Here is a 22,947-nt window from a genome sequence, read left to right as displayed (position 1 = left end):
TCCGTTTTTTAATCCATTTATTTTTCCATTTATCTGTGTTAATATATCTTTAAATATAACTTCAGGAGAATGTATGAATTCAAATTATTTTAACATTTCAAAATTATATCGCACTCCAGAAAATTCAATGTCATCTTCTCATACACACTCTTTCTGGGAATTATTTTACCTTACCAAAGGAAGCTGTAGCATTTTAATAAGAGATGCTTTATATGAAATAAACGAAGGAACCATTTTCCTGATTCCATGTGATATTTCTCATAAAACCATATATTCTAATACAGATAATGAACGGATTGTAATTGAATTAGGAGACGACTATGTAGCACCAATTATATCAGGTTTCCCCGACTTAACTTTTTATAATAAATACTGCTGTCATTTCTTTACTTTTAATCTGTCAGCATCTAACCTGATTAATTATTATTTTGATACTGTTCTTTTAGAATCTAAAAAACACAGTTCTATATCTTCATTAACTATAAGGCATTCAATTCAGGGAATTATTCTGTGTATAATCCGTTCTGGTTTTGATATAACAGCGTCATTAAATGTCAGGAACTCATTACAAACAGAGAATACAATTATTCAGAATGCCATTGATTACATAGAGCAGAACTTTTCCGCCAATATTTCTTTGACCGCTTTGGCTGAACATTTACATCTGAACCCTTCTTATCTGTCCAAGCTTTTTAAAGATGAAACCGAAATGACATTTAAAGATTTTCTGAATAGAACAAGGATTAGCCATGCTGAAAGATTATTGCTTGAAACCAATCTTCCAATGTCAGATGTTGCTTCATTGTGTGGATATGAATCCGGTAATTATTTTGGGGATGTTTTCAAGAAAACAAAAGGTATTTCCCCTATCAAATTCAGGGAAGCAAAGGGATATATTGCATAAAAAAGGTCTGACTCTGAAGATGCGCTAACGCATCTGTCAAAGTCAGACCTTTTAAATGTGTTAAATTGTTACTCCTCTACATCCTCTGCCTTTTCATAAGCATCAAGTACAATCTTCTGTAACCTGTCTCTTGTCTGGGTATTGATAGGATGAGCAATGTCACGATACTCTCCGTCTGATGATTTTCTGCTTGGCATTGCAATGAACAAGCCCTTCTCTCCCTCAATCACCTTGATATCATGTACCACAAATTCATCATCTATTGTGATTGACACAACCGCTCTCATCTTACCCTCTTTAGCAATCTTCCTGACCCTTACATCTGTTATATTCATAACGCACCCCTTCTTGAACCTCTGCGGTTCTTGTTATACTTTAGTCTGAAAACCTTCTGTTGCAACTTTTATTCTTAATAATACAAAGGGCTGTCCTCCACAACAATCCTTGTACCATTCTCCCCGACATACCTTGAATTAGCTTTGATTGTACTATTGCTTTCAACAATACAGTTCTCAATATATGCATTGTCTCCAATATATACGTTGTTAAGAATAATTGAGTTCTTAATTACACTGTTATTACCAACATATATCTTCTTAAATAACACTGAATCTTCAACAGTTCCGTTTACTATACATCCACTTGAAACAAGGCTGTTCCTTACATTAGCTCCGAAGTTATACTTAGCAGGTGGTAAATCCTCAACCTTAGAATATACATCCGGATACTGCTTGAAGAAGTAATCTCTTACATCCTTCTTAAGGAAATCCATGTTAGTCCTATAATATGAATCTACTGTAGATATATTGCTCCAATATGTATCAAGCTTATAGCCATATATCTTCTTGATATTCTTATATCTTACAAGAATATCTCTTACAAACTCATGTCTGTCTTCTTCAGCAGCCTTTTCAAGAAGTTCAATAAGAAGTCTTCTTCTTATTACATATATTCCTGTTGAAACTGTAGAGAGGTTAGTCTCTAATGGCTTCTCATCAATATCTGTGATTCTTCCTTCCTCCGTCATGGCAACTACACCATAACGTCCTATCTCAGAACGATCTTCTAAATTCTTAACAACTACTGTAATATCAGCCTTCTTCTCAATATGATACTGAAGCACTTTATTATAATCGAGCTTATATACACCATCGCCTGATGCAATAACTACATATGGCTCATGGCTCTGTTTTAAGAACTGCATATTCTGATATAATGAATCTGCTGTTCCACGATACCAGTTACTGCTCTCTGCTGTAATTGTAGGAGTGAATACAAATAATCCTCCCTGCTTTCTTCCAAAATCCCACCACTTAGATGAACTTAAATGTTCATTAAGTGATCTTGCGTTATACTGTGTAATGACAGCAACCTTCTGGATTCTTGAATTAGTCATGTTGCTCAATGCAAAATCTATGGCGCGATAACTTCCGGCAATCGGCATGGCTGCAATGGCTCTCTTATTAGAAAGTTCACGCATCATTCTGTTATTTCCGCCAGCTAATATAATACCTATTGCTTTCATTAATTATCACCTGCCTTAATTATTATGCCTCCGCCTGGTAACTCACCATTAGGGTAATCCTGTAATGTTGTCTCTCCTGATATGGCTGTATTCTTTCCAACCTTAACATTGTCTGGAATAACAGACCACTCACCGATAGTAACAAGTCCAGAATTATATATCTTAGGGAACTTAACATTCTCTGCTTCTTCACCAACTCCAAGTTCAACATTCTCTCCAATCGTTACATCTTCTGCGATTATTGACTTGGTTATTGTTGTGTTCTTTCCGATGTGTGAATTATTCATAATAATTGAGTCTCGGATTACACAGCCTTCTTCAATAACAACTCCCGAACCTATTACGGAATTAAATACTCTTCCGTATACTTCAGTTCCATCACCTATGATACTCTTCTCTATATAAGCATCTTTTGCAATATACTGTGGTGGGATTGTATCTGTCTTAGTGTATATCTTCCAGAATTCCTCATAAAGATTAAATATAGGAATAATATCTATAAGTTCCATATTAGCTTCCCAATATGAGCTTAATGTTCCTACATCTTTCCAGTATCCGTTGTACTCATAAGCAAATATTCTCTTATTGTTATTAAAGCAGTATGGAATTACATGTTTTCCAAAGTCACATTCCTGCTGATCCTTAAGCTTGATAAGTGCGTCCTTAAGAACCTTCCAGCTGAATATGTATATACCCATTGATGCAAGATTGCTCTTTGGATGTTCAGGCTTTTCTTCGAACTCCGTAATCTTATTATCGTTATCCGTTACAACTACACCGAATCTGCTTGCTTCTTCTATAGGTACAGGCATTGCAGCAATTGTAATATCTGCATTATTAGCCTTGTGATAATCGAGCATTATCTTGTAATCCATCTTGTATATATGGTCACCTGAAAGAATAAGTACATATTCAGGATGATACTGCTCCATATACTCAAGATTCTGGTAAATGGCATTAGCTGTTCCTGTATACCATTCACTATTCTGACTCTTCTCATAAGGTGGAAGAACTGATACGCCTCCTACATTACGGTCAAGATCCCAAGGAATACCAATTCCTATATGCGTGTTAAGACGAAGTGGCTGATACTGTGTTAATACTCCCACTGTATCTATTCCTGAGTTAATACAGTTACTGAGAGGAAAGTCAATTATTCTATACTTTCCACCAAATGCTACTGCCGGCTTTGCCACCTTAGAAGTAAGAACTCCTAATCTGCTTCCCTGGCCACCAGCTAACAGCATTGCAATCATTTCTTTTTTAATCATGCTATCACCTCTGATGTTAAATTTTTACTGCTTTTAGATATTTTGATTATATCATACTATTCTCATTAAGTAAAAAGAATTTCGAGTTTTTTATACACATTTTTATGCACATTTTCTAAATCGTATAGTATATAATAAGAAAGGTTTGAAAAATAAGCCGATAAGACATACAATATATTAAACACTAAATTCAAGGAAGGAAAATATCATGTACAAGATTGATTTCAACAACCCTATCCATATTCACTTCATTGGCATAGGCGGTATAAGTATGAGCGGACTTGCCAAGATTCTTTTATCTGAAGGCTTTACTGTTTCAGGCTCTGATTCCCACTCATCAGCACTCACTGACGAACTTACAGGTGACGGATGTCTAGTATCTGTACCCCAGAGTGCCGGTAATATAACTAATGATATAGATCTTGTTGTATATACAGCAGCAATTCACCCGGATAATCCTGAATTCAAGGCAGCTAAGGAAGCTGGGCTTCCAATGCTTACCCGCGCAGAGCTTCTTGGGCAGATTATGACTATGTACAAGAATGCTATTAACATTGCAGGTACTCATGGAAAGACTACTACTACTTCAATGGTTTCTGAGATTCTGCTTGCTGCCAATATGGATCCTACTATCTCTGTAGGTGGTATACTTAACAGCATTGGTGGCAATACAAGAGTCGGCGGTAACAAGTATTTTGTAGCAGAAGCTTGTGAATATACTAACAGCTTTTTATCATTTAATCCTACAATGAACATTATTCTCAATGTCAAGGAAGACCATCTTGATTTCTTCAAGGATATTGATGATATCCGTCACTCTTTCAAGCTTTTTACTGAAAAGCTTCCATCTGACGGAACTCTTATCATCAATACTGACATTGATAATTATGAATATTTCTATCAGGATACTGACTGCGAAGTCATTACATTTGGTTCTGACCCTGCAAAGAGCATGTACAGTGCTTCTGATATCACTTATGACGAGCTTGGAAGATGCACTTATTCTCTTCTTATTAATGGAGAGAAGGCTGACACTATTACTCTTGGTGTACCGGGGCTTCACAATGTTTACAATTCTCTTGCTGCTATTGCCGCTGCAAGAAAGCTTTCTGTTGATATGGAGCATATCAAGGCAGGTCTTTCTAACTTTAAGGGTACTAACAGAAGATTTGAGAAGAAGGGTACATTTAACGGTGTTACTGTCATTGATGATTATGCACATCACCCTGATGAAATCCGTGCTACTTTAAGTTCTGCCGCACACTATCCACACAACAATGTATGGGTAGTTTTCCAACCTCATACATATTCGCGTACGAAGCTTTTATTTAATGAGTTTGCTGATGCATTAAGCCACGCTGACAAGGTTGTTCTCGCTAAGATATACGCTGCAAGAGAAACTGATACGCTTGGAATCAGCTCTGCTGACCTGTGCGAGAAGATTAAATCTCTCGGTAAGGAATGTGTATACATTGACAATTTTGAGGACATTGAAAAATATTTATTAAAAAATTGTATCAACGGTGACTTGTTAATAACTATGGGTGCCGGTGACGTATATCAGATTGGTGAAGACTTGCTTAAATAGTACATTTTCCACCAGCCTGAACTTTTTCAACAAAGTTATCCACATTATCCACAATTTTCTGTTACTTAATTGTTCAGAATGATTGTGGATAATTTTTTATTCTGGTAATTTTAAGAATCCAGATTCTATGCGTTTTTCCTGCGTTTATTTTTTACTTATCCACATTATCCACATTTTCCACATTTCTCCTTTCCGCACTGGGCGCGCTTTGCATTTATTTTTTTCAGTGGTATAATCTGCTCATAACTTTTTTGGGAGACTAATACCATGAATAATCTGAACTTGTATTCAGAGACTGTTTCTGGCTATACAGCAGTTTCTGATTTATTTATAGACGAATATGTACCATCAGCCAACGGAGACTTTGTTAAGGTCTATCTTTATCTTCTGAGGCTTCTTACAAGAAAGAACAGCAGCTTAAGCATTTCTTCTCTTGCTGATACTTTTAACCAGACCGAGAATGATGTCATGCGTGCTTTAAGATACTGGGACAAGTCAGGGCTTGTGTGCCTTTCTTATGACGATAACAACCAGCTTTGCGGCATTACCGTTAAAGATTTGAAGAATAATTCTTCTCCTGAGCCTGACAGAAGCCGTTATGCTACACCTGAATTTAATAACGACACTGCTGATACCACGGTTCCTGCCACAGCTTTCGCCGATGAAACTTCCGCTGATGAGGCTGCTTCAGATGTATCGTCAAATGTTGTTTCTATGGATTTTGCCATTAAAGCACCATCACATACTGTTGAGCCTTCAAAGGTAACTGCTCCTGCTGAAAAGCTGGATGAACTTAACTCTAACGATGATTTTTCTATGCTGCTTTTTGTAATACAGACATACCTTGGCAAGACACTTTCTCAGCCTGAGGTTAATGCTATTGTGTATTTCTATGACACTCTGCATTTTCCTGCTGACCTTATCGAATACCTTATTGAATACTGTGTATCCAAGGGTAAGACTTCTATAAGATACATAGAGAAGATTGCTCTCTCATGGGCTGACGAAGGTATTAATACCGTTGAGGCAGCCAAGGACGAGGTATCCAACCATAATGAGGCTGTTTACGGTGTCATGAAGGCATTTGGTCTTAACAACAGAGAACCGGGTCAGGTTGAGAAACAGCTTATCTCCAAGTGGACTGATGTATTCTGCTTTGAAACTGACATGATTATTGAAGCATGTAACAGAACAATGAAAGCAACTCATCAGCCAAGCTTTGAATACGCTGATTCAATTCTTACCAAGTGGCATACTTCTAACATCAGGAATTCTGAGGATATCAGAAAAGCTGACGCACAGTTTGAAGCCGGTAAAGCTGCCAAGTCTTCAAAGTCAGGTGTTATCAAGCAGAATGCCAACCGTTTTAACAACTACCAGCAGCGTCCTAAGAAATCTGACGACTGGTACAACTCTTTATTAAGCAATAATAATTAATTATACAAGGAGGGGCAGCCATGCCTTTGACCAATACACAATATGCCTCTATTATGAGACTGTATGATGATATTAAAACAGCCAACAGGCGGCTGCAGAGTGACCGTTATAACGAAGTCACTGCCCTGTGTCCTGATATTGCCGATATTGATTCTGAGATTATTGACCTGTCTGTGAAAACTGCCAGAGCGCGTATAGAAGCTGACTCATCGGACACGAATACTGATGAATTAACTTCCAGCCTTAAGTCACTTAACGAACGAAAAGTGGCTGCCCTGGCCTCAATAGGCAAGCCCGCTGATTATCTTGATGATATATTTACATGTCCTTACTGCAAGGATTCCGGTTATGTCGACGGTAAACGCTGCATATGTTTTAATAAGAAGGCTATCGACCTTATATATAAGGACTCTAATCTCAAGAATATAACTGCTGATGAGAACTTTGATACATTTTCTCTTAGCTGGTACAACAACACTGATGTTGATCCTGCAACAGGGCTCACACCTTATATTAATATGCAGAAAGTTCTCAAAGTATGTCACGATTTCGTTGATAACTTTGATAATACATTTTCTAATCTTTTGTTTATCGGACAGACCGGTGTTGGTAAGACTTTTCTTTCTAACTGTATTGCAAGGGCGCTTATGGACTCATGCCACAGTATTATTTATCTTACTGCTGGTGAGTTCTTTGACTCATTCAAGAGCGATGATTTTAAGGAATTTGGAAGTTCCAAGTTTGACACTTCATTTTTTGTTGAGTGTGACCTTCTTATTATTGACGACCTTGGAACAGAGAAAGCTTCAGATTATAATTTTTCTAATCTGTTTAATACTATTAATGAAAGGCTTCTTAGAAGAAAGAGTATTATTATATCTTCTAACCTTGAGATGCCTGATATTGAGACAAGGTACTCACAGAGAATTTTCTCAAGACTTGTAAGTGCCTATTCAATTTTAAGACTCTTTGGAGATGATATCCGCTGTATGAAGAAATTATCACCAACTAAAAGGTCTTAACGATTATTTATGTCAAATATATCATTGACTTATTTCGCGTCAATGTTTATATTTTTATATGTATGTTTAATTATTATACTTTTATGGAGGATTATTTATTATGCCACGTGATGAAAGACACACAGAAACTATTCCCTACGGAACTTTAGGTATTATCCCATTAGCAAGCTGCACTGAAATGGGTAAGAAAGTTGACGAGTACCTTGTAAAGTGGAGAGAGCAGCGTCAGAATGAGAATACTTCTACCCTTAATTTTGCAGGATATAAGAGAGACAGTTATATTGTTAACGCTAAGACTCCTAGATTCGGTTCAGGAGAAGGAAAGGGCGTTCTTGTAGATTCTGTCCGTGGTCATGACTTATATATTATGCTTGATGTCTGCAACTACAGCCTTGAATATACTGTTTGCGGTTTCAAGAACCATATGTCTCCTGATGATCACTATGCTGACCTCAAGAGAGTTATTGCTGCTGCAGGTGGAAAGGCAAGAAGAATTAATGTAATCATGCCTTTCCTTTATGAATCAAGACAGCACAAGAGAACAGGAAGAGAATCTCTCGACTGCGCACTTATGCTTCAGGAACTTACAGATATGGGTGTTGAGAATATTATTACTTTCGATGCACATGACCCTAGAGTACACAATGCTATTCCTCTTAAGGGATTTGAGTCTGTATCATGCACATACCAGTTTATCAAGTATCTCCTTCTTAATGTGGACGACCTTCACATCGACAGCGAGCATATGATGGTTATCAGCCCGGATGAAGGTGGTATGGGACGTGCTGTTTACTTTGCTAATGTTCTTGGTCTTGATATGGGTATGTTCTATAAGAGAAGAGATTACACTAAGATTGTTAATGGACGTAATCCTATCGTTGCACATGAGTTCCTTGGAACTAATGTTGAAGGCAAGGATGTCATTATCATTGATGATATGATTTCTTCTGGTGAAAGTATGATTGATGTTGCTTCTGAGCTTAAGAAGCGTGGTGCAAGCAGAGTATTCTGTGCAACTACATTCGGTCTTTTCACTAACGGATTCAAGAAATTTGATGAAGCATATGAGAATGGTATTATCGACAGAATCCTTACAACTAACCTTGTGTACCAGCCAACAGAGCTTCTCTCTAAGCCTTGGTACATCAATGTTGATATGAGCAAATACATGGCTCTTCTTATTGATACACTTAACCATGATTCTTCAATCAGCAACCTCTTAAGCCCTGTTGAAAGAATCCAGCAGAGAGTTAAGGAATATAACGAACTTCATTACGGTAAGTAATTCTGGTATTATTTATACTAAAAAGCGGAATCTGATTCAATTGTCAGATTCCGCTTTTTATCTTAATTCTTAATCTAATTCACTTCCTATCTGCAAGTAACCTTTTGAATAATTCCATGTTCCATCTTCATTCTGTCGATATATAATTATTGTTTGCAGCCCCTGATTCTTAGGTTCAATAGTATTAATTACATCTCCTTTTCCTACAATTTCATATCTTGTGCCATTATCAGAAACAACATATATACCGAAACTAAATCCCTTTGACAATTTATCTCCTCTAATTTCTCCCCCGCCCCCAGCATCAGCATAATTATCTGTTTCAAAATCTGTCTCAAGCGTTTCTATTTCTCCATCAATATATTCATATATCTTGTCTACCGCTGTCTCTTTCCCCGGCTGCAGCCTTTCGCAGAACTGCTCTTTTAGCTGTTCACTGTCATGATTCTTTATGGCATCATAGACATTTTCTGCCATATCCTTTGTTTGTCGTAATGGTGACTTACTTGTATTATTACTTTTTACTCCGCATGCTGTTATATTGAAAATCATACATATAACCATTAATGACATTATTAATATTTTTCTCATAATTTTATAAATGTTTCATTCATAATTAAACAGCTTTTTTAAGCTATTCATTATGATATTTAATCAAGTTCACTTCCTATCTGTAGATAATCATCTGTATAATTCCATGTTCCATCTTCATTCTGCTTATATACACGAAGCACCTGTAATCCTTGGTCTCTCGGCTCTATTGTATTGATGATATCGCCTTTTGCCCCAATCTTATATCTAACTCCTTTATCCGTAATAATTACCAGCCTAAAAACAAATGTTTTCGATAATTTATCTTCTCTAATTTCTCCCCCGCCCCCAGCATCAGCATAATTATCTGTTTCAAAATCTGTCTCAAGCGTTTCTATTTCTCCATCAATATATTCATATATCTTGTCTACTGCCGTCTCTTTCCCCGGCTGTAATCTTTCACAGAACTGTTCTTTAAGTTTCTCACTGTCATGATTTTTTATAGCATCATAGACATTTTCTGCCATATCCTTTGTTTGTCTTAATGGCGACTTGCTGGTATTATTACTTTTTACCCCACATGCTGTTATGTTGAAAATCATACATATAACCATTAATGTTATTATCAATATCTTTTTCATAAAACTATTATTGTTATCCCTATAATAAATCAACATATTTAATTCAATTCACTTCCTATCTGCAAGTAACCTTTTGAATAATTCCATGTTCCATCTTCATTCTGCTTATACACGCGAAGCACCTGTAATCCTTGGTCTTTCGGCTCTATTGTATTGATGATATCGCCTTTACCTCCTATTTCATATCTGATTCCTTTATCTGTGGTAATGATTATTTCAAATACAAATGTTTTTGATAGTTTATCGCCCCTTATCTTTCCACCACCGCCCGCTCGTGCAAAATGCTCTGTTTCAAAATCTGTCTCAAGCGTTTCTATTTCTCCATCTATATATTCATATATCTTGTCTACCGCTGTCTCTTTCCCCGGCTGCAGCCTTTCGCAGAATTGTTCTTTTAGCTGTTCACTGTCATGATTCTTTATAGCATCATAGACATTTTCTGCCATCTTTTCAGTTTTTTCTAATATTGTTTCACTTTTATTGTTCAAATCAAATCCACATGATACGGTATTAAATATTATCAATATACAAATTAAAAATAGTGTTATTACTTTTTTCATAACTGGTCTCCAATATACATCCGACATTCCATTACAACGCTTAATCTAATTCACTTCCTACTCTAAAGACATTGTTTTTGTAATTCCATGTTCCATCTTCATTCTGTCGATATATAATTATTGTTTGTAACCCCTGATTCTTAGGTTCAATAGTATTAATTACATCTCCTTTTCCTACAATTTCATATCTTGTGCCTTTATCAGAAACAACATATATACCGAAACTAAATCCCTTTGACAATTTATCTCCTCTATTTTCTCCACCTCCTGTGTCAGCATAATTATCTGTTTCAAAATCTGTCTCAAGCGTTTCTATTTCTCCGTCAATATATTCATATATCTTGTCTACCGCTGTCTCTTTCCCCGGCTGCAGCCTTTCGCAGAACTGCTCTTTAAGCTTCTCACTGTCATGATTCTTTATGGCATCACAGACATTTTCTGCCATATCCTTTGTTTGTCGTAATGGTGACTTACTGGTATTATTACTTTTTACTCCGCATGCTGTTATATTGAAAATCATACATATAACCATTAATGTTATTATCAATATCTTTTTCATAAGTAATGCAATCTCCTTAGTAAACCTACCATTTCATCATATTCAGCAACTTTAGTAGGTCTTTTCACATTGTTAATTGTTTTATAATGCTTCTTCCCAACTTAAAAGCCTACTAAACAAACACTATTCACACTTTTAGTAGGTCTTTTTCTTATATATCTACAGCATCAAACAGTTTTAGTTAGCAAAAAAGCCCACTATTCGGACACATATCATCAACTTAGTAGGTCTTTTTCTTTATTCTCATTAATTCTCCTCGGAATTTTCTTGCAATTAACCTACCACTTCATCATATTTAGCAACTTTAGTAGGTTTTCCCTGCTATGCATTAATTTCGTGTGCCATTTGACACTATCAACAATTATTTTCAAGTCTCTGCTAAAACAAAAAAGGCTGCATTTAAGAAACATTTCCTAAATGCAACCGAACCATCATAGCATTAGCCTTAGACTTCTAGTTTTGTGTCCTTATATTTCTATAAGTTTACCCCACTAAAATTTATCATACAATCCACTTTTCTGCAAGTATTATTTTATTTACATCTACGATATATCTGCAATTAATAACCTGAGATATCCCCTTTAGTCTCTGCCGGCTTATCTGTATCTGCCCGGCTTTCACTTCCTCCTGCCGTACTATCCTGTCTGGTGCCTGCAGTTGCATCATTATCCCTTGCCGTGCCTGTTTCCATCTGACTTGACGACTGGATCTGACTGCCCTTCTGCGTCTGTGTTACTGACTGCGTCTCACTGACTGACTGCGTTTCTGTCTGTGTTTCACTTACAGATTCAGTTTCTGTCTCCTTATTGTCTGACTTCTGTCTGTACTTAGGGAAATCCTTCTTTGCCAGAGTCTTATGTGAATCCTGCATAAATTGCCTGAATATATCCTTTGTATGACTCTGTGGGATTGATGCAGGATAATCATATCCCTGCCATACAGCCACTGTATAATAAGCACTGTATCCACAGAACCATGAATCATAATTAGAGTTCGTTGTTCCAGTCTTTCCGGCAACAATTGCATTATCTGGTGCTGCCCCGCGTCCTGTTCCTTCATTCACAGCAGTTTCAAGCATATCCGTCATCATCCTGCACGATTCAGCATCATATATCTTCTGCCCCCTGCCAGATGAATCATATACTATTCTTCCTCTTGTATCCTTTATCTGGGATACACATGTAACTCTTCTGTACTCGCCCTCATTAGCTATTGTTGCATACGCACCTGCCATCTCCTCTGTTGACACACCATATGTGAAGCCGCCTATGGCAATCGCATTGTATTCTTTATCCATCCATACTTTATGAAATCCCTGATTGAGAAGATATGAACTTCCAGCCTTAGGTGTAAGTTCCTTTAACACATTCCATGCAACTGTGTTACGTGAAAGACTTACCGCTGTTCTTAATGTAATGCTTCCCATATATGTTCCATCTGCATTCTTCGGACCATCCTGAATATATTCATCCTGAACTATAGTGTCAGGTGTATTGCCCTTTTCGAGATACGGAACATAGTCTATTATCGGTTTAATTGAGCTTCCGGGCTGTCTGTAGCTCTGATATGCCCTGTTAAGAGTATATCCTTCTAAATCCTGAGTTCTTGAGCCAACAATAGCCACTACATTTCCTGTTGAATTATCAATACAGGTAGCTGCTGCCTGCATTTCATACACTCCGTCTTTTTCTGCGGTATATCCTTTAAGATTATCGTCAACAGCATCCTGAAGCATCTGCTGTACATCCATGTTGATACTTGTGTATACCTTGTATCCTCCGGAAAGCAGTTTCTGCTGAAACAGTGTATAGCTGTTTTCATATATTTCTTTATATTGTTCGTAATCATCATCATTGTTAAAATTCGTTCTAAACACAAAGCCATTCGCCTGCATCATGCTCTCTGTCGCACAATGCCTTGCATATGTCTCGACAGAATTGTTCTTTGAAACCTCGGGCTGCTGTGCCAGAACCACCTGCGTATCAAGTGCAGTGTAATAGTTCATGGAATTAATCATATCATTTTCATACAGCTTTCCAAGTATGAGGTCTCTTCTCCCAACTGTGTTATCATAATTAGTCAGTGGATTGTATCTTGTCGGATTGTTAGGGATTGCCGCTATAAATACCTGTTCAGCAACTGTCAGCTCACTTACCTCTTTGTCAAAATAGCCTCTCGCTGCTGCACCTACTCCATAATATCCATTACTGAAATATATGTTGTTTAAGTAGAATTCAAGAATCTGATCCTTTGTATATTTCTTTTCCAGATCCCATGCCACAAATATTTCTTTTACCTTTCTCTGCCATGTAACTTCCTGACTTAAGAATATATTCTTTGCAAGCTGCTGCGTTATTGTACTTGCACCCTGAACGATTTCATCATTCTCTGTATTAGCTATCACAGCCCTTATTATAGCCTTGAAATCAATTCCTTTATGTTTATAAAAGTCTTTATCTTCCATAACAACAAAAGATTTCTGTAATGTATCCGGTATCTGACCTATATCAACATAATACATATCCTTTGACTCACGCATGGTACACAGCTCGTTGCCATCAGTATCATATATAACTGTTGTTCCTGATGCCATAAATGTGTCTAAGGAACTTTTATTTACAAGCTCCTTAGCCTCCTGCGCAAGCTTTATAATCTTTACTATCTTTGGTGAAAATATTGCAAGTGTTGTAACAAATGCCAGCAGTAATGTAAGAAGTATAAGTCTTCTTATTAATCTGCGTCTTCTTTTCTTTTTTGATAATTTTTTCTTCGCCATAATATTCAATCCCTGTGCATATCATCACTTATAATAGGTTACATATATATTGCCGCCCTGAGAAAACATTTTTCCAGCATCATTCATAGACATAGTCTTTACTGAACCAGATGATGATTCAATATATGCTATTTCACTTGAATTATATGCAGTAATGATTATATATTCGTCTTCTCCGGTCTTTGCTATCACAAGACTTCCTTCTCCGACATAGCTTAATGCCTTCTCATATGTTATTCCTGTAAGACTTATTCCATGTACTCCGCTTATCATGTTCATTGTCTGCACTGCTGTATACCCCTGTTCCATGTAAGCCGCGGCATTATAATCAGCCCCAAGATAATTACATACTGTTGTAACTGCATTTTCAAGAGAACTTCCACCCATAACCGGCGAAACCCCGTCTATTGATGCCTGTGTGCTTCTGTACCGTTTCCACACAGACTTTGAATCACAATCCACAACTGTTCCATATGTGTCATACGCAAGAGTTATTGCTGATTCAAGCTGTGTCCTGCTTCCCTGGAATGTTCCGTATCCATATACATAGTACCTTCCATCCCATGTAAATTCATCTTCAAGTTCCAGACTTGTATTGTCTTTAAATATAATCTCACCTGAAGTTCTGTAACTAACAGATATATCATTTACCTTGGTTATAAGGTCAATATATAATTCCTGTTTCCTTGCGTCTGTGCTTATTGTATCAGCCTTTACAACATTTTCAACAACATTCTCATCCTTATTGATAAGCTGGTCTATGCTCGTTGACACATAACCACTTCCTGACTTCACTATTCTTGTAAGCGTAATTCTCTTGCCTTCAACCTCTGTATCAGATACATATATATCAGGCTGTTCATATTGTTTAATAATATTATAATCAACATCCATAATACCGACTTTGTACATTGCATATGTTCTGCTGCCATCTGCATCTGATACAATATCTTCCTTATGAGCCATTCCATATATAAAGTCCGAATCGATATATCCAAGTGGTCTTAATGTATCTGCCTCATCTGCCTTTAACTCATAAGCGCTGTCGTTGCTCATATTAAGAACTCTTATCGTATCAGTGTTGCATATATCACCTGACACACTATATGCTATGGCATCTCCGGCATCTGATACAGCATATGAATTCTCTTTAAGTCCTGTTATCTCTGTCATGACCTCTTTACTTACAAGGTCTACAGAATACAGAGTCTCATCTATAAGTATATAGAATTTGTCGTTAGAAACATAAGAAACGCCACCAACATTCTGTGTGAGAATGTTATAAGGAATCGCCATTGGAATGAACAGTCTTTCAGTAACATCATTATCTGAATATGAATATCTGCATAAAGATACGCCAACCTGTCCTTCATGCTCTCCTCTGTTCATATATCCTGATACTAAAAATGTTGCATCTCCGTTATCTTCTATTTTCATTATCTTAATATTATGGGCATCATAACCTTCTCTTACAGAATCAGTCTCCTCACCCTTGAACGAAAATACTCTTGTAAATGTCTGTGAACTGCTGTTAAAACACCACAGTGAACCCTGATTAACAAAATAGGTATATATTCCCTTTTCATCAGATGCACAATTAACATCTGTTGAAGAATTAATTCCAAGATTAATCTTCGCCGTTGAAGTCAGGTCGTTCCTTGCGTCAAATACCTGATTCATCTCCCTCTCGAAATTAAGAAGATAGAAACCACTGTTAGTCTGCCGTATTCTATAATACTCACTTACTGTATATGTATCACTTGATGAATAATCATTTGCTGCTCCAACTCTGTAACTAAGTCTTAATATTGCCACATCATCATCAACTGATATAACCTCCGGCATAATATCACTCTCTACATATGGGTCAAGGTCTCCCCAGCCGACCTGGCTTAATGAGCAGTTAATATTTACCTTTCCATAATTAGTGTTATCGCCTGAACTTGAAGTTTCAAGATATCCAGCTATGTCCTTAAGTCTACTGTCATCAAATGTACATGCATTGAAATCCATGACAAAATCAAGCTTTTTCTGAAGGTCATAATCCACTCCATAAACAATTCTTGTGTAATAATATACTGTCTCATGCTTCTTTGTCTTAAGCACGACCTCAAGCGCATACTCTTTTCCGGTATCAAGAAGATTCTTTATGTTAAATGTAACATTTATACTGCTGCCTGCATTATCATAATCACTAACCTCAGTATTCTCGATAAGCGACTTATCCTCTAAAGAACGGATTTTGTATGCCACACCTTCAATATCTTCTCCGTATGTATTAATTGTAACTGTCAGCTTTCTGTCCTTTGCAACAGGTGTAATATTGCCATAAAACAATGTTGAATCCAGCTCCGAAGTGTAACCATGAAGCACATTATACTGCGTTCCTGCCTCTGTATCCATTGCAACTGTTGGAAGAGTTGCATCTGCCATAGTGGTTGCTGACGGCATTATCTGTTCGAATTTCATTGATATAAATGTTATGATAACCGTAACTAAAAATATAACTCCAAGTATAAAATACTTAGAACCTGATATACTATAATTCCTGATTCTTTTCAATTTAATCCTCCAAAAGCTTCTTTAGCGTAAGGTCAATATTAAGCACCCTGCTCATATTCTGTACTTCCTCATAAGCCTTTGCATCAGGCTTTCCGGTCTTAACAGCTCTTATAAGCAGATTCTTTGGTGTATGCTCCATGTCTATGAATTCGAGTATCTGTGTCTGGTAACCCTTAGATTCTAAAAGCTTTGCCCTTGCACCATCTGTCGCTATTGCTGCAAATCTTTCCTTTAAGATTCCATAATCCATGACAGGTGAAAGAGTTTCATCAGCAATTGTTCTGTTTGCCTCATGCTGACAGCAAGGCACAGAAAGTATAACCTTCGCACCCCATTTTACTGCTTTGGCGAGTGCATAATCTGTAGCCGTATCACATGCATGAAGTGTTACAACCATATCTACAGACTCAACACCCTTGTAAGAAGCAATATCTCCTTCATAGAAATTGAGTCTCTCATAACCATATTTCGTTCTTAACTGGTTGCAATGCTCAATAACATCTTTCTTTAAATCCAGCCCGATTATCCTGATATTGTATCCCTTAAGTACCTTGAGATAATAATACATTGCAAATGTAAGATATGATTTTCCACATCCAAAATCAATTATTGTCTGTTCTTTATCCTTATCTAACTGTGGCAGAATATCCTCTATAAATTCAAGGAATCTATTAATCTGCCTGAACTTATCATATCTTGTTCTTACAATTGCCCCCTCTTTAGTCATAACTCCAAGATCAACAAGAAAATCCACCTTCTCGCCCTCTTTAAGAATATATGTCTTGGTTCTGTTGTGTGACATATCCTTCTGACTCTTTATCTGTGCAAGCCTTTTATACTTACAGGTACATGCGCCCTTCTTTGAACTAAGCACCGTGGCAGTCGCATCTGTCATATTAAACTGCGCCTGTTTAAATGTGTTCTCCATATATTCTGTAATTCTTGTCTTAATGTCTTCTTCTGAATAATTGGTGTGAAGCACTTTTCTTCCCACGAATTCTGATGCCTGATACTTTATCTCATCCTTAAGTCGGACCGGACGAATCTTAACCCTCATCACATCTTCTTCATTCTTTACCCTCTGTCCGCTTATTGTAAGATCAATAAGCCTGTCATTAATACATTTATCTAAAAGCTCTTTTAATTCCATATCTGCCTCATCTTTTCTTGATTTATCCTCTGGATATACATGGTTATTTTAATCTCTTTAGACAAAAACCACAATAGCAAGTTTTATGCCTTAAAAATCATCATCAGAAATCCTCATTATATATCGGTGTTGAAAGCTGTATATCCGTCACTCCCCTTGTCTCGTCATAATTCATTGTTATATTAACATTTATCTTGTTCTTTCCTATGCTTACAGAATCCTTAACGCTTTTAGCGTAAGCATACACAACATATGAATCCTGTATCTGTCCCGTAGTCACAGTCTTTGCACCCAGCATCTTAAGCATTCTGCCGCTGACCTCGCTCTTATCATACTGTGACATATCCCCAGCAATGCTTCCTTTCATGCTGACTGTTACATGAGTATCTATTCCATATTCCTCTAAAACCTGTTTCATCAGCTTTTCATAATCTGAAGTGCTCTCAAATCCCTTATACAGTTCTATATCAGTTATAAAATATTCTCCTGTACTGCTCTTTTTTATTGATATATCTGCGCTGCCATTAACTGATTGCTGTGTAAGATATATTCCTGCTTCATCCTCCGTTATATTATATCTGTTAAGCCCCAGAGTCTTTGCCATCTGTGTCATCATAAGTTTCTTTGCTGTATCCGACATCCCATTGTCAAGCTTTCCTGTCGCTGATATGTCGGCACTTATATCATAGTACACATTTTCACAAAATGTATCTACAACATCCATTGTCTCACCCTTTATGCCCTTGTATACAAGTCTGCCGGCAAATACTGCCCATATAATTACTGCGACTGCTATCATCAGCCTCTGAAATCTATATATCTTTACCATATAAAAAACCTCCCATCACCTGAAATATTCCCAGATAATGGAAGGTTTATACATATTATTTAATTAACAGCCTTAATTCTCGCAAGCGATCTCTTAAGCGCTGCCTCTGCTCTTACCATATCCAGATTAGAATCATGGCTGGCAAGTCTCTTTTCAGCTCGCAGTCTCGCCTCATTAGCTCTTTCTACATCGATTTCATCTGACCATTCTGCCACCTCAGCAAGAATAGTTATCTTATCCTTGAGAATCTCTATAATTCCACCGTGTACCGCAGCTTTCTTTACATCATTACCATTGTGTATGCTAAGAACACAAGGAACAACAACTGCAGTAAGCGGAATATGTCCCGGATAAACACCTATATCGCCTTCACTGGTAGAAAGTTCAACAAATGTAGCGTCATCATGGTAGAAAACTCTGTCCGGCGTATTAACCAGAAGCTTTATTGTCTGTAAATCTGCCATTACAACCTCTTTTCTACTTCTCTACCTTAGCTAAAACATCATCAATTCCACCACAGTTAAGGAAGTAACTCTCTGGAATGTCATCATACTTTCCTTCGATAATTTCCTTGAAGCCCTGAATAGTCTCACTTACAGGAACATATCTTCCTTCAAGACCAGTAAACTGTCCTGCAACGAAGAATGGCTGTGATAAGAATCTCTGAACCTTTCTTGCTCTTGAAACAACAAGCTTATCATCCTCTGAAAGCTCGTCCATACCAAGGATAGCGATGATATCCTGTAATTCTTTGTATTTCTGTAAGATTTCCTGAACTGATCTTGCAACCTTGTAATGCTCCTCACCAACAATTCTTGGATCAAGAATTCTTGATGTAGACTCTAACGGGTCAACGGCTGGATAGATACCAAGCTCAACGATTGATCTTGAAAGAACTGTAGTAGCATCCAGATGTGCAAATGTTGTAGCCGGAGCCGGGTCAGTAAGGTCATCGGCTGGTACATATACAGCCTGAACAGATGTAATAGATCCGTTCTTAGTAGATGTGATTCTCTCCTGAAGAGCACCCATCTCTGTCTGTAATGTTGGCTGATAACCAACGGCTGAAGGCATACGTCCAAGAAGTGCTGAAACCTCTGAACCAGCCTGGGTAAATCTGTAGATATTATCAATGAAAAGAAGTACATCCTTTCCACCCTTATCTCTGAAATACTCAGCCATTGTAAGTCCTGCAAGACCAACTCTCATTCTTGCTCCAGGTGGTTCGTTCATCTGTCCGAACACCATAGTAGTTTTCTCGATAACGCCTGATTCCATCATTTCATGGTAAAGGTCATTACCCTCTCTTGTTCTCTCACCAACACCTGTGAATACTGAATATCCACCGTGCTCAGTTGCAATATTTCTGATAAGTTCCTGAATAAGTACTGTCTTACCTACTCCGGCACCACCGAAAAGTCCGATTTTACCACCCTTCTGGTAAGGGCAAAGTAAATCTACGACTTTGATACCAGTCTCAAGAATCTCCGTATTAGTTGCCTGCTCTGCAAATGCAGGTGCCTTTCTGTGAATAGGCATATGCTCCTGTACTTCTGGAGCTGGCTTATTATCTATTGGCTCACCTAATACATTGAACATTCTTCCTAAAGTCTGTTCACCTACTGGTACAGAAATTGGGGCTCCTGTTGCCTCTGCTTCCATACCTCTGACAAGACCATCTGTAGGACCCATGGCTATACATCTTACTACATCATCACCAAGATGCTGGGCAACCTCTACAACAAGCTTACCGCCGTCATTAGTCTTAATATTGATGGCCGAATTGATTTCTGGCAGATTACCGTCTGTAAACTTAATATCGATTACAGCACCGATAACCTGAGTAATCTTACCAATATTATTCTCTGCCATTATTCCCTCCATTGTTTTATTAATTGATAGCATTCGCTCCTGCTATAATCTCTGTAAGTTCCTGTGTAATTGAAGCCTGACGCGCTCTGTTAAACTTAAGCGACAGATCTGATATCATATCCTCTGCATTGCTTGTTGCGCTGTCCATTGCCTGCATACGTGCTCCGTTCTCACTTGCAACGGCCTCAACCATAGCTCCGTATATCAGACTGCACACATACTTCGGTATAATCAGGTTAAGAGCTTCCTCTTCACCCGGTTCATAATTCATAGGTGTGTTATCAGTCTCTTCGCCGTCCTGTTTCATCGCATCTGCGTCAACAGGAAGCAGCTTGATAAGCTTAGGTTCATGAACCACAGTGTTCTTAAAAGATGTATAAGCAAGATATATCTCTCCGACTTCTCCACTTGTAAATGCATCAAGCACCTCATTACATATAGCCTTGGCATCTGTATACGCAGGTTCTTCAACCATATCTGAATAATCTGCTTTAATCTGATAGCCTCTTCTTGAAAGGAAATCTCTTCCCTTTGTTCCTATTGCATATATAAGTGCGTCTTCCTTAGGAATATCACTACCTGTTATAAGTCTGGTAATATTAGAATTATATCCTCCGGCAAGTCCTCTGTTCGCTGTAATTGTGATAATCGCTTTCTTACTTGAATCTCCGGCTTTCAGATATTTGTGATTGATATTACCTGACTTGGCAAGCATATTCTTTACGGTATCATACATGAGGTCGAAATACGGCTTGGTACTTTCCGCTTTCCCTTTAGCTTTCTGCAATTTAACAGTAGATACGAGCTTCATGGCTTTGGTAATCTGACCGGTACTTTGAATACTATCTCTGCGTCTTTTTATGTCTCTCATTGAGGCCATAAATTATTACCTCCATTCCAAAACATTTACTGGATAAATGTTTTCTTAAACTCCTCGATGGCAGCTATAAGTGCCTTCTCATTATCTGCTGTCAGTTCCTTAGTCTCCTTGATAGACTCTGGAATCTGTGGATACTTGGTATCAATAAAGTCGAATAATCCCTGCTCAAAATCAAGAATTCTGTCAACATCTATATCGATAACATACTTCTTGGTAACTGCATATATGATTATAACCTGATACTCAACCGGCATTGGCTTGTACTGTGGCTGTTTAAGCATCTCTCTGATTCTCTCACCCTGTGCAAGCTTTTCCTTGGTATCAGCATCAAGCTCTGAACCAAACTGTGAGAATGATGCAAGCTCTCTGTACTGGGCAAGCTCTGTACGGATAGGAGCAGCAATCTTCTTAATAGCCTTAATCTGTGCTGAACCACCAACTCGTGATACAGACAATCCGGCATTAATAGCAGGTCTGAAGCCTGAATTAAACATCTCTGTCTCAAGATATATCTGTCCATCTGTGATAGATATAACATTAGTAGGAATATATGCTGAAACATCCCCTGCCTGAGTCTCGATGATTGGAAGTGCTGTAAGTGAACCTCCGCCGTATTCATCTGACATTCTTGCTGCTCTCTCAAGAAGTCTTGAATGAAGATAGAATACATCACCAGGATAAGCCTCACGTCCAGGTGCTCTCTTAAGAAGAAGTGAAAGTGTTCTGTACGCTGCAGCATGCTTGCTTAAATCATCATAAACAACTAATACATCTCCACCATTCTCCATCCACTCTTCACCAATAGCACATCCTGAATAAGGAGCAATATACTGTAATGGAGCAAGTTCACTGGCTGTAGATGCCACTACTGTTGTATATGCCATTGCACCATATTCCTCAAGAGTCTTAACAATACTTGCAACAGTTGAAGCCTTCTGTCCGATAGCAACATATATACAATGTACTCCCTGACCCTTCTGGTTAATAATAGTATCAATAGCAATAGCCGTCTTACCTGTCTGACGGTCACCGATAATAAGCTCTCTTTGTCCTCTTCCGATAGGAACCATGGCATCAATAGCTTTAATACCTGTCTGAAGTGGAACGCTTACTGATTTTCTTGTAATAACGCCTGATGCAACTCTCTCAATCTTACGATACTTATCTGTAACGATTGGTCCTTTGCCATCAATAGGCTGTCCTAATGCATTGACAACTCGTCCTGTCAATGCGTCACCAACTGGAACCTCAACAACTCGTCCAGTTGTCTTAACAGTATCGCCTTCATTAACATTTCTTGAATCACCAAGTAAAACGGCACCAACATTATCCTCTTCAAGGTTAAGTACCATTCCATATACCTCGCCTGGAAACTCAAGAAGTTCTCCCTGCATGGCCTTTTCTAATCCATGAATTCGTGCGATACCATCTGCTACCTGAATAACAGTACCAACATCTGATACTTCAAGTTCGGTAGAATATCTCTTTATCTGTTCTTTTATAACTGAACTGATTTCTTCCGGTCTTAAATTCATTAGCTCTATGCACCCGCTTT

20 protein-coding genes and 1 riboswitch are annotated in these 22,947 nt (G+C 37.7%); of the genes, 5 read left to right on the top strand and 15 right to left on the bottom strand.

Going from position 1 to position 22,947, the window contains the following annotated elements; all coding sequences use genetic code 11:
* Positions 1–73: 73 nt before the first annotated feature.
* Positions 74–904, top strand: a complete 831-nt coding sequence (locus tag GKE48_RS10925) for an AraC family transcriptional regulator (RefSeq protein ID WP_154301063.1) — start codon at positions 74–76, stop codon at positions 902–904.
* Between the two features lie 68 nt (positions 905–972).
* Here GKE48_RS10925 and spoVG read toward each other — a convergent pair whose 3' ends face one another.
* The 3 genes from spoVG to GKE48_RS10910 form a co-directional block, all read right to left on the bottom strand.
* A complete protein-coding gene (gene spoVG / locus GKE48_RS10920; RefSeq protein WP_154301062.1) occupies positions 973–1,239 on the bottom strand; it encodes a septation regulator SpoVG in 267 nt (88 codons plus the stop codon).
* Between the two features lie 74 nt (positions 1,240–1,313).
* Positions 1,314–2,429 carry a glucose-1-phosphate adenylyltransferase subunit GlgD gene (gene glgD, locus GKE48_RS10915; RefSeq protein WP_022098992.1) on the bottom strand — a complete coding sequence of 372 codons (1,116 nt, stop codon included), beginning with the start codon at positions 2,427–2,429 and terminating at the stop codon, positions 1,314–1,316.
* The gene (locus tag GKE48_RS10910; RefSeq protein WP_055216409.1) at positions 2,429–3,700 is read right to left on the bottom strand and encodes a glucose-1-phosphate adenylyltransferase; all 1,272 of its coding nucleotides are present in this window, start codon (positions 3,698–3,700) and stop codon (positions 2,429–2,431) included. The genes glgD and GKE48_RS10910 overlap by 1 nt, the downstream gene beginning before the upstream one ends.
* Before the next feature lie 208 nt (positions 3,701–3,908).
* Here GKE48_RS10910 and murC point away from each other — a divergent pair, with 208 nt between their 5' ends.
* From murC to GKE48_RS10890, 4 genes are all read left to right on the top strand, one after another.
* The gene (gene murC, locus GKE48_RS10905; RefSeq protein ID WP_154301061.1) at positions 3,909–5,288 is read left to right on the top strand and encodes a UDP-N-acetylmuramate--L-alanine ligase; all 1,380 of its coding nucleotides are present in this window, start codon (positions 3,909–3,911) and stop codon (positions 5,286–5,288) included.
* A gap of 267 nt (positions 5,289–5,555) precedes the next feature.
* Entirely contained in the window at positions 5,556–6,725 is a 1,170-nt protein-coding gene (locus GKE48_RS10900; protein WP_022098989.1) for a DnaD domain protein, read from the top strand.
* 20 nt (positions 6,726–6,745) lie between these two features.
* Complete coding sequence (locus GKE48_RS10895) at positions 6,746–7,747, top strand: ATP-binding protein (RefSeq protein WP_154301060.1); 1,002 nt, start codon at positions 6,746–6,748, stop codon at positions 7,745–7,747.
* Positions 7,748–7,847: 100 nt separating this feature from the next.
* The gene (locus GKE48_RS10890; RefSeq protein ID WP_022098987.1) at positions 7,848–9,032 is read left to right on the top strand and encodes a ribose-phosphate pyrophosphokinase; all 1,185 of its coding nucleotides are present in this window, start codon (positions 7,848–7,850) and stop codon (positions 9,030–9,032) included.
* Between the two features lie 69 nt (positions 9,033–9,101).
* On the opposite strand, the gene GKE48_RS10885 is transcribed toward GKE48_RS10890, so the two are convergent.
* The 12 genes from GKE48_RS10885 to atpA form a co-directional block, all read right to left on the bottom strand.
* A complete protein-coding gene (locus GKE48_RS10885; RefSeq protein ID WP_154301059.1) occupies positions 9,102–9,623 on the bottom strand; it encodes a DUF5104 domain-containing protein in 522 nt (173 codons plus the stop codon).
* A gap of 59 nt (positions 9,624–9,682) precedes the next feature.
* Entirely contained in the window at positions 9,683–10,204 is a 522-nt protein-coding gene (locus GKE48_RS10880; protein ID WP_173016924.1) for a DUF5104 domain-containing protein, read from the bottom strand.
* A gap of 38 nt (positions 10,205–10,242) precedes the next feature.
* Complete coding sequence (locus GKE48_RS10875) at positions 10,243–10,764, bottom strand: DUF5104 domain-containing protein (RefSeq protein ID WP_055216417.1); 522 nt, start codon at positions 10,762–10,764, stop codon at positions 10,243–10,245.
* A 40-nt stretch (positions 10,765–10,804) separates the two neighbouring features.
* On the bottom strand, positions 10,805–11,323 hold the full coding sequence (locus GKE48_RS10870; protein ID WP_055216418.1) for a DUF5104 domain-containing protein: 519 nt from the start codon (positions 11,321–11,323) through the stop codon (positions 10,805–10,807).
* Between the two features lie 415 nt (positions 11,324–11,738).
* Positions 11,739–11,821, bottom strand: a riboswitch (cyclic di-GMP riboswitch).
* A gap of 61 nt (positions 11,822–11,882) precedes the next feature.
* Positions 11,883–14,099 carry a transglycosylase domain-containing protein gene (locus tag GKE48_RS10865; RefSeq protein ID WP_022098984.1) on the bottom strand — a complete coding sequence of 739 codons (2,217 nt, stop codon included), beginning with the start codon at positions 14,097–14,099 and terminating at the stop codon, positions 11,883–11,885.
* 24 nt (positions 14,100–14,123) lie between these two features.
* Complete coding sequence (locus GKE48_RS10860) at positions 14,124–16,661, bottom strand: hypothetical protein (RefSeq protein ID WP_154301057.1); 2,538 nt, start codon at positions 16,659–16,661, stop codon at positions 14,124–14,126.
* A gap of 1 nt (position 16,662) precedes the next feature.
* A complete protein-coding gene (locus tag GKE48_RS10855) occupies positions 16,663–17,811 on the bottom strand; it encodes a class I SAM-dependent methyltransferase (RefSeq protein WP_154301056.1) in 1,149 nt (382 codons plus the stop codon).
* Positions 17,812–17,914: 103 nt separating this feature from the next.
* The gene (locus GKE48_RS10850) at positions 17,915–18,640 is read right to left on the bottom strand and encodes a YwmB family TATA-box binding protein (RefSeq protein ID WP_055286469.1); all 726 of its coding nucleotides are present in this window, start codon (positions 18,638–18,640) and stop codon (positions 17,915–17,917) included.
* 59 nt (positions 18,641–18,699) lie between these two features.
* The gene (atpC, locus tag GKE48_RS10845) at positions 18,700–19,104 is read right to left on the bottom strand and encodes an ATP synthase F1 subunit epsilon (protein WP_055286467.1); all 405 of its coding nucleotides are present in this window, start codon (positions 19,102–19,104) and stop codon (positions 18,700–18,702) included.
* 13 nt (positions 19,105–19,117) lie between these two features.
* Positions 19,118–20,512 carry a F0F1 ATP synthase subunit beta gene (atpD, locus tag GKE48_RS10840; protein ID WP_041688829.1) on the bottom strand — a complete coding sequence of 465 codons (1,395 nt, stop codon included), beginning with the start codon at positions 20,510–20,512 and terminating at the stop codon, positions 19,118–19,120.
* A 19-nt stretch (positions 20,513–20,531) separates the two neighbouring features.
* Entirely contained in the window at positions 20,532–21,392 is an 861-nt protein-coding gene (gene atpG / locus GKE48_RS10835) for an ATP synthase F1 subunit gamma (protein ID WP_055286464.1), read from the bottom strand.
* A 26-nt stretch (positions 21,393–21,418) separates the two neighbouring features.
* Positions 21,419–22,927: a F0F1 ATP synthase subunit alpha gene (gene atpA, locus GKE48_RS10830; protein WP_012740151.1), complete on the bottom strand. Its 1,509-nt coding sequence runs from the start codon at positions 22,925–22,927 to the stop codon at positions 21,419–21,421.
* Positions 22,928–22,947: the final 20 nt, after the last annotated feature.

The sequence above is a fragment of the Lachnospira eligens genome (assembly GCF_009680455.1).
Classification (GTDB): domain Bacteria; phylum Bacillota; class Clostridia; order Lachnospirales; family Lachnospiraceae; genus Lachnospira; species Lachnospira eligens_A.
Note: the sequence above shows the minus strand (reverse complement) of the source record. Positions and strands in the feature narration are given on the sequence as shown.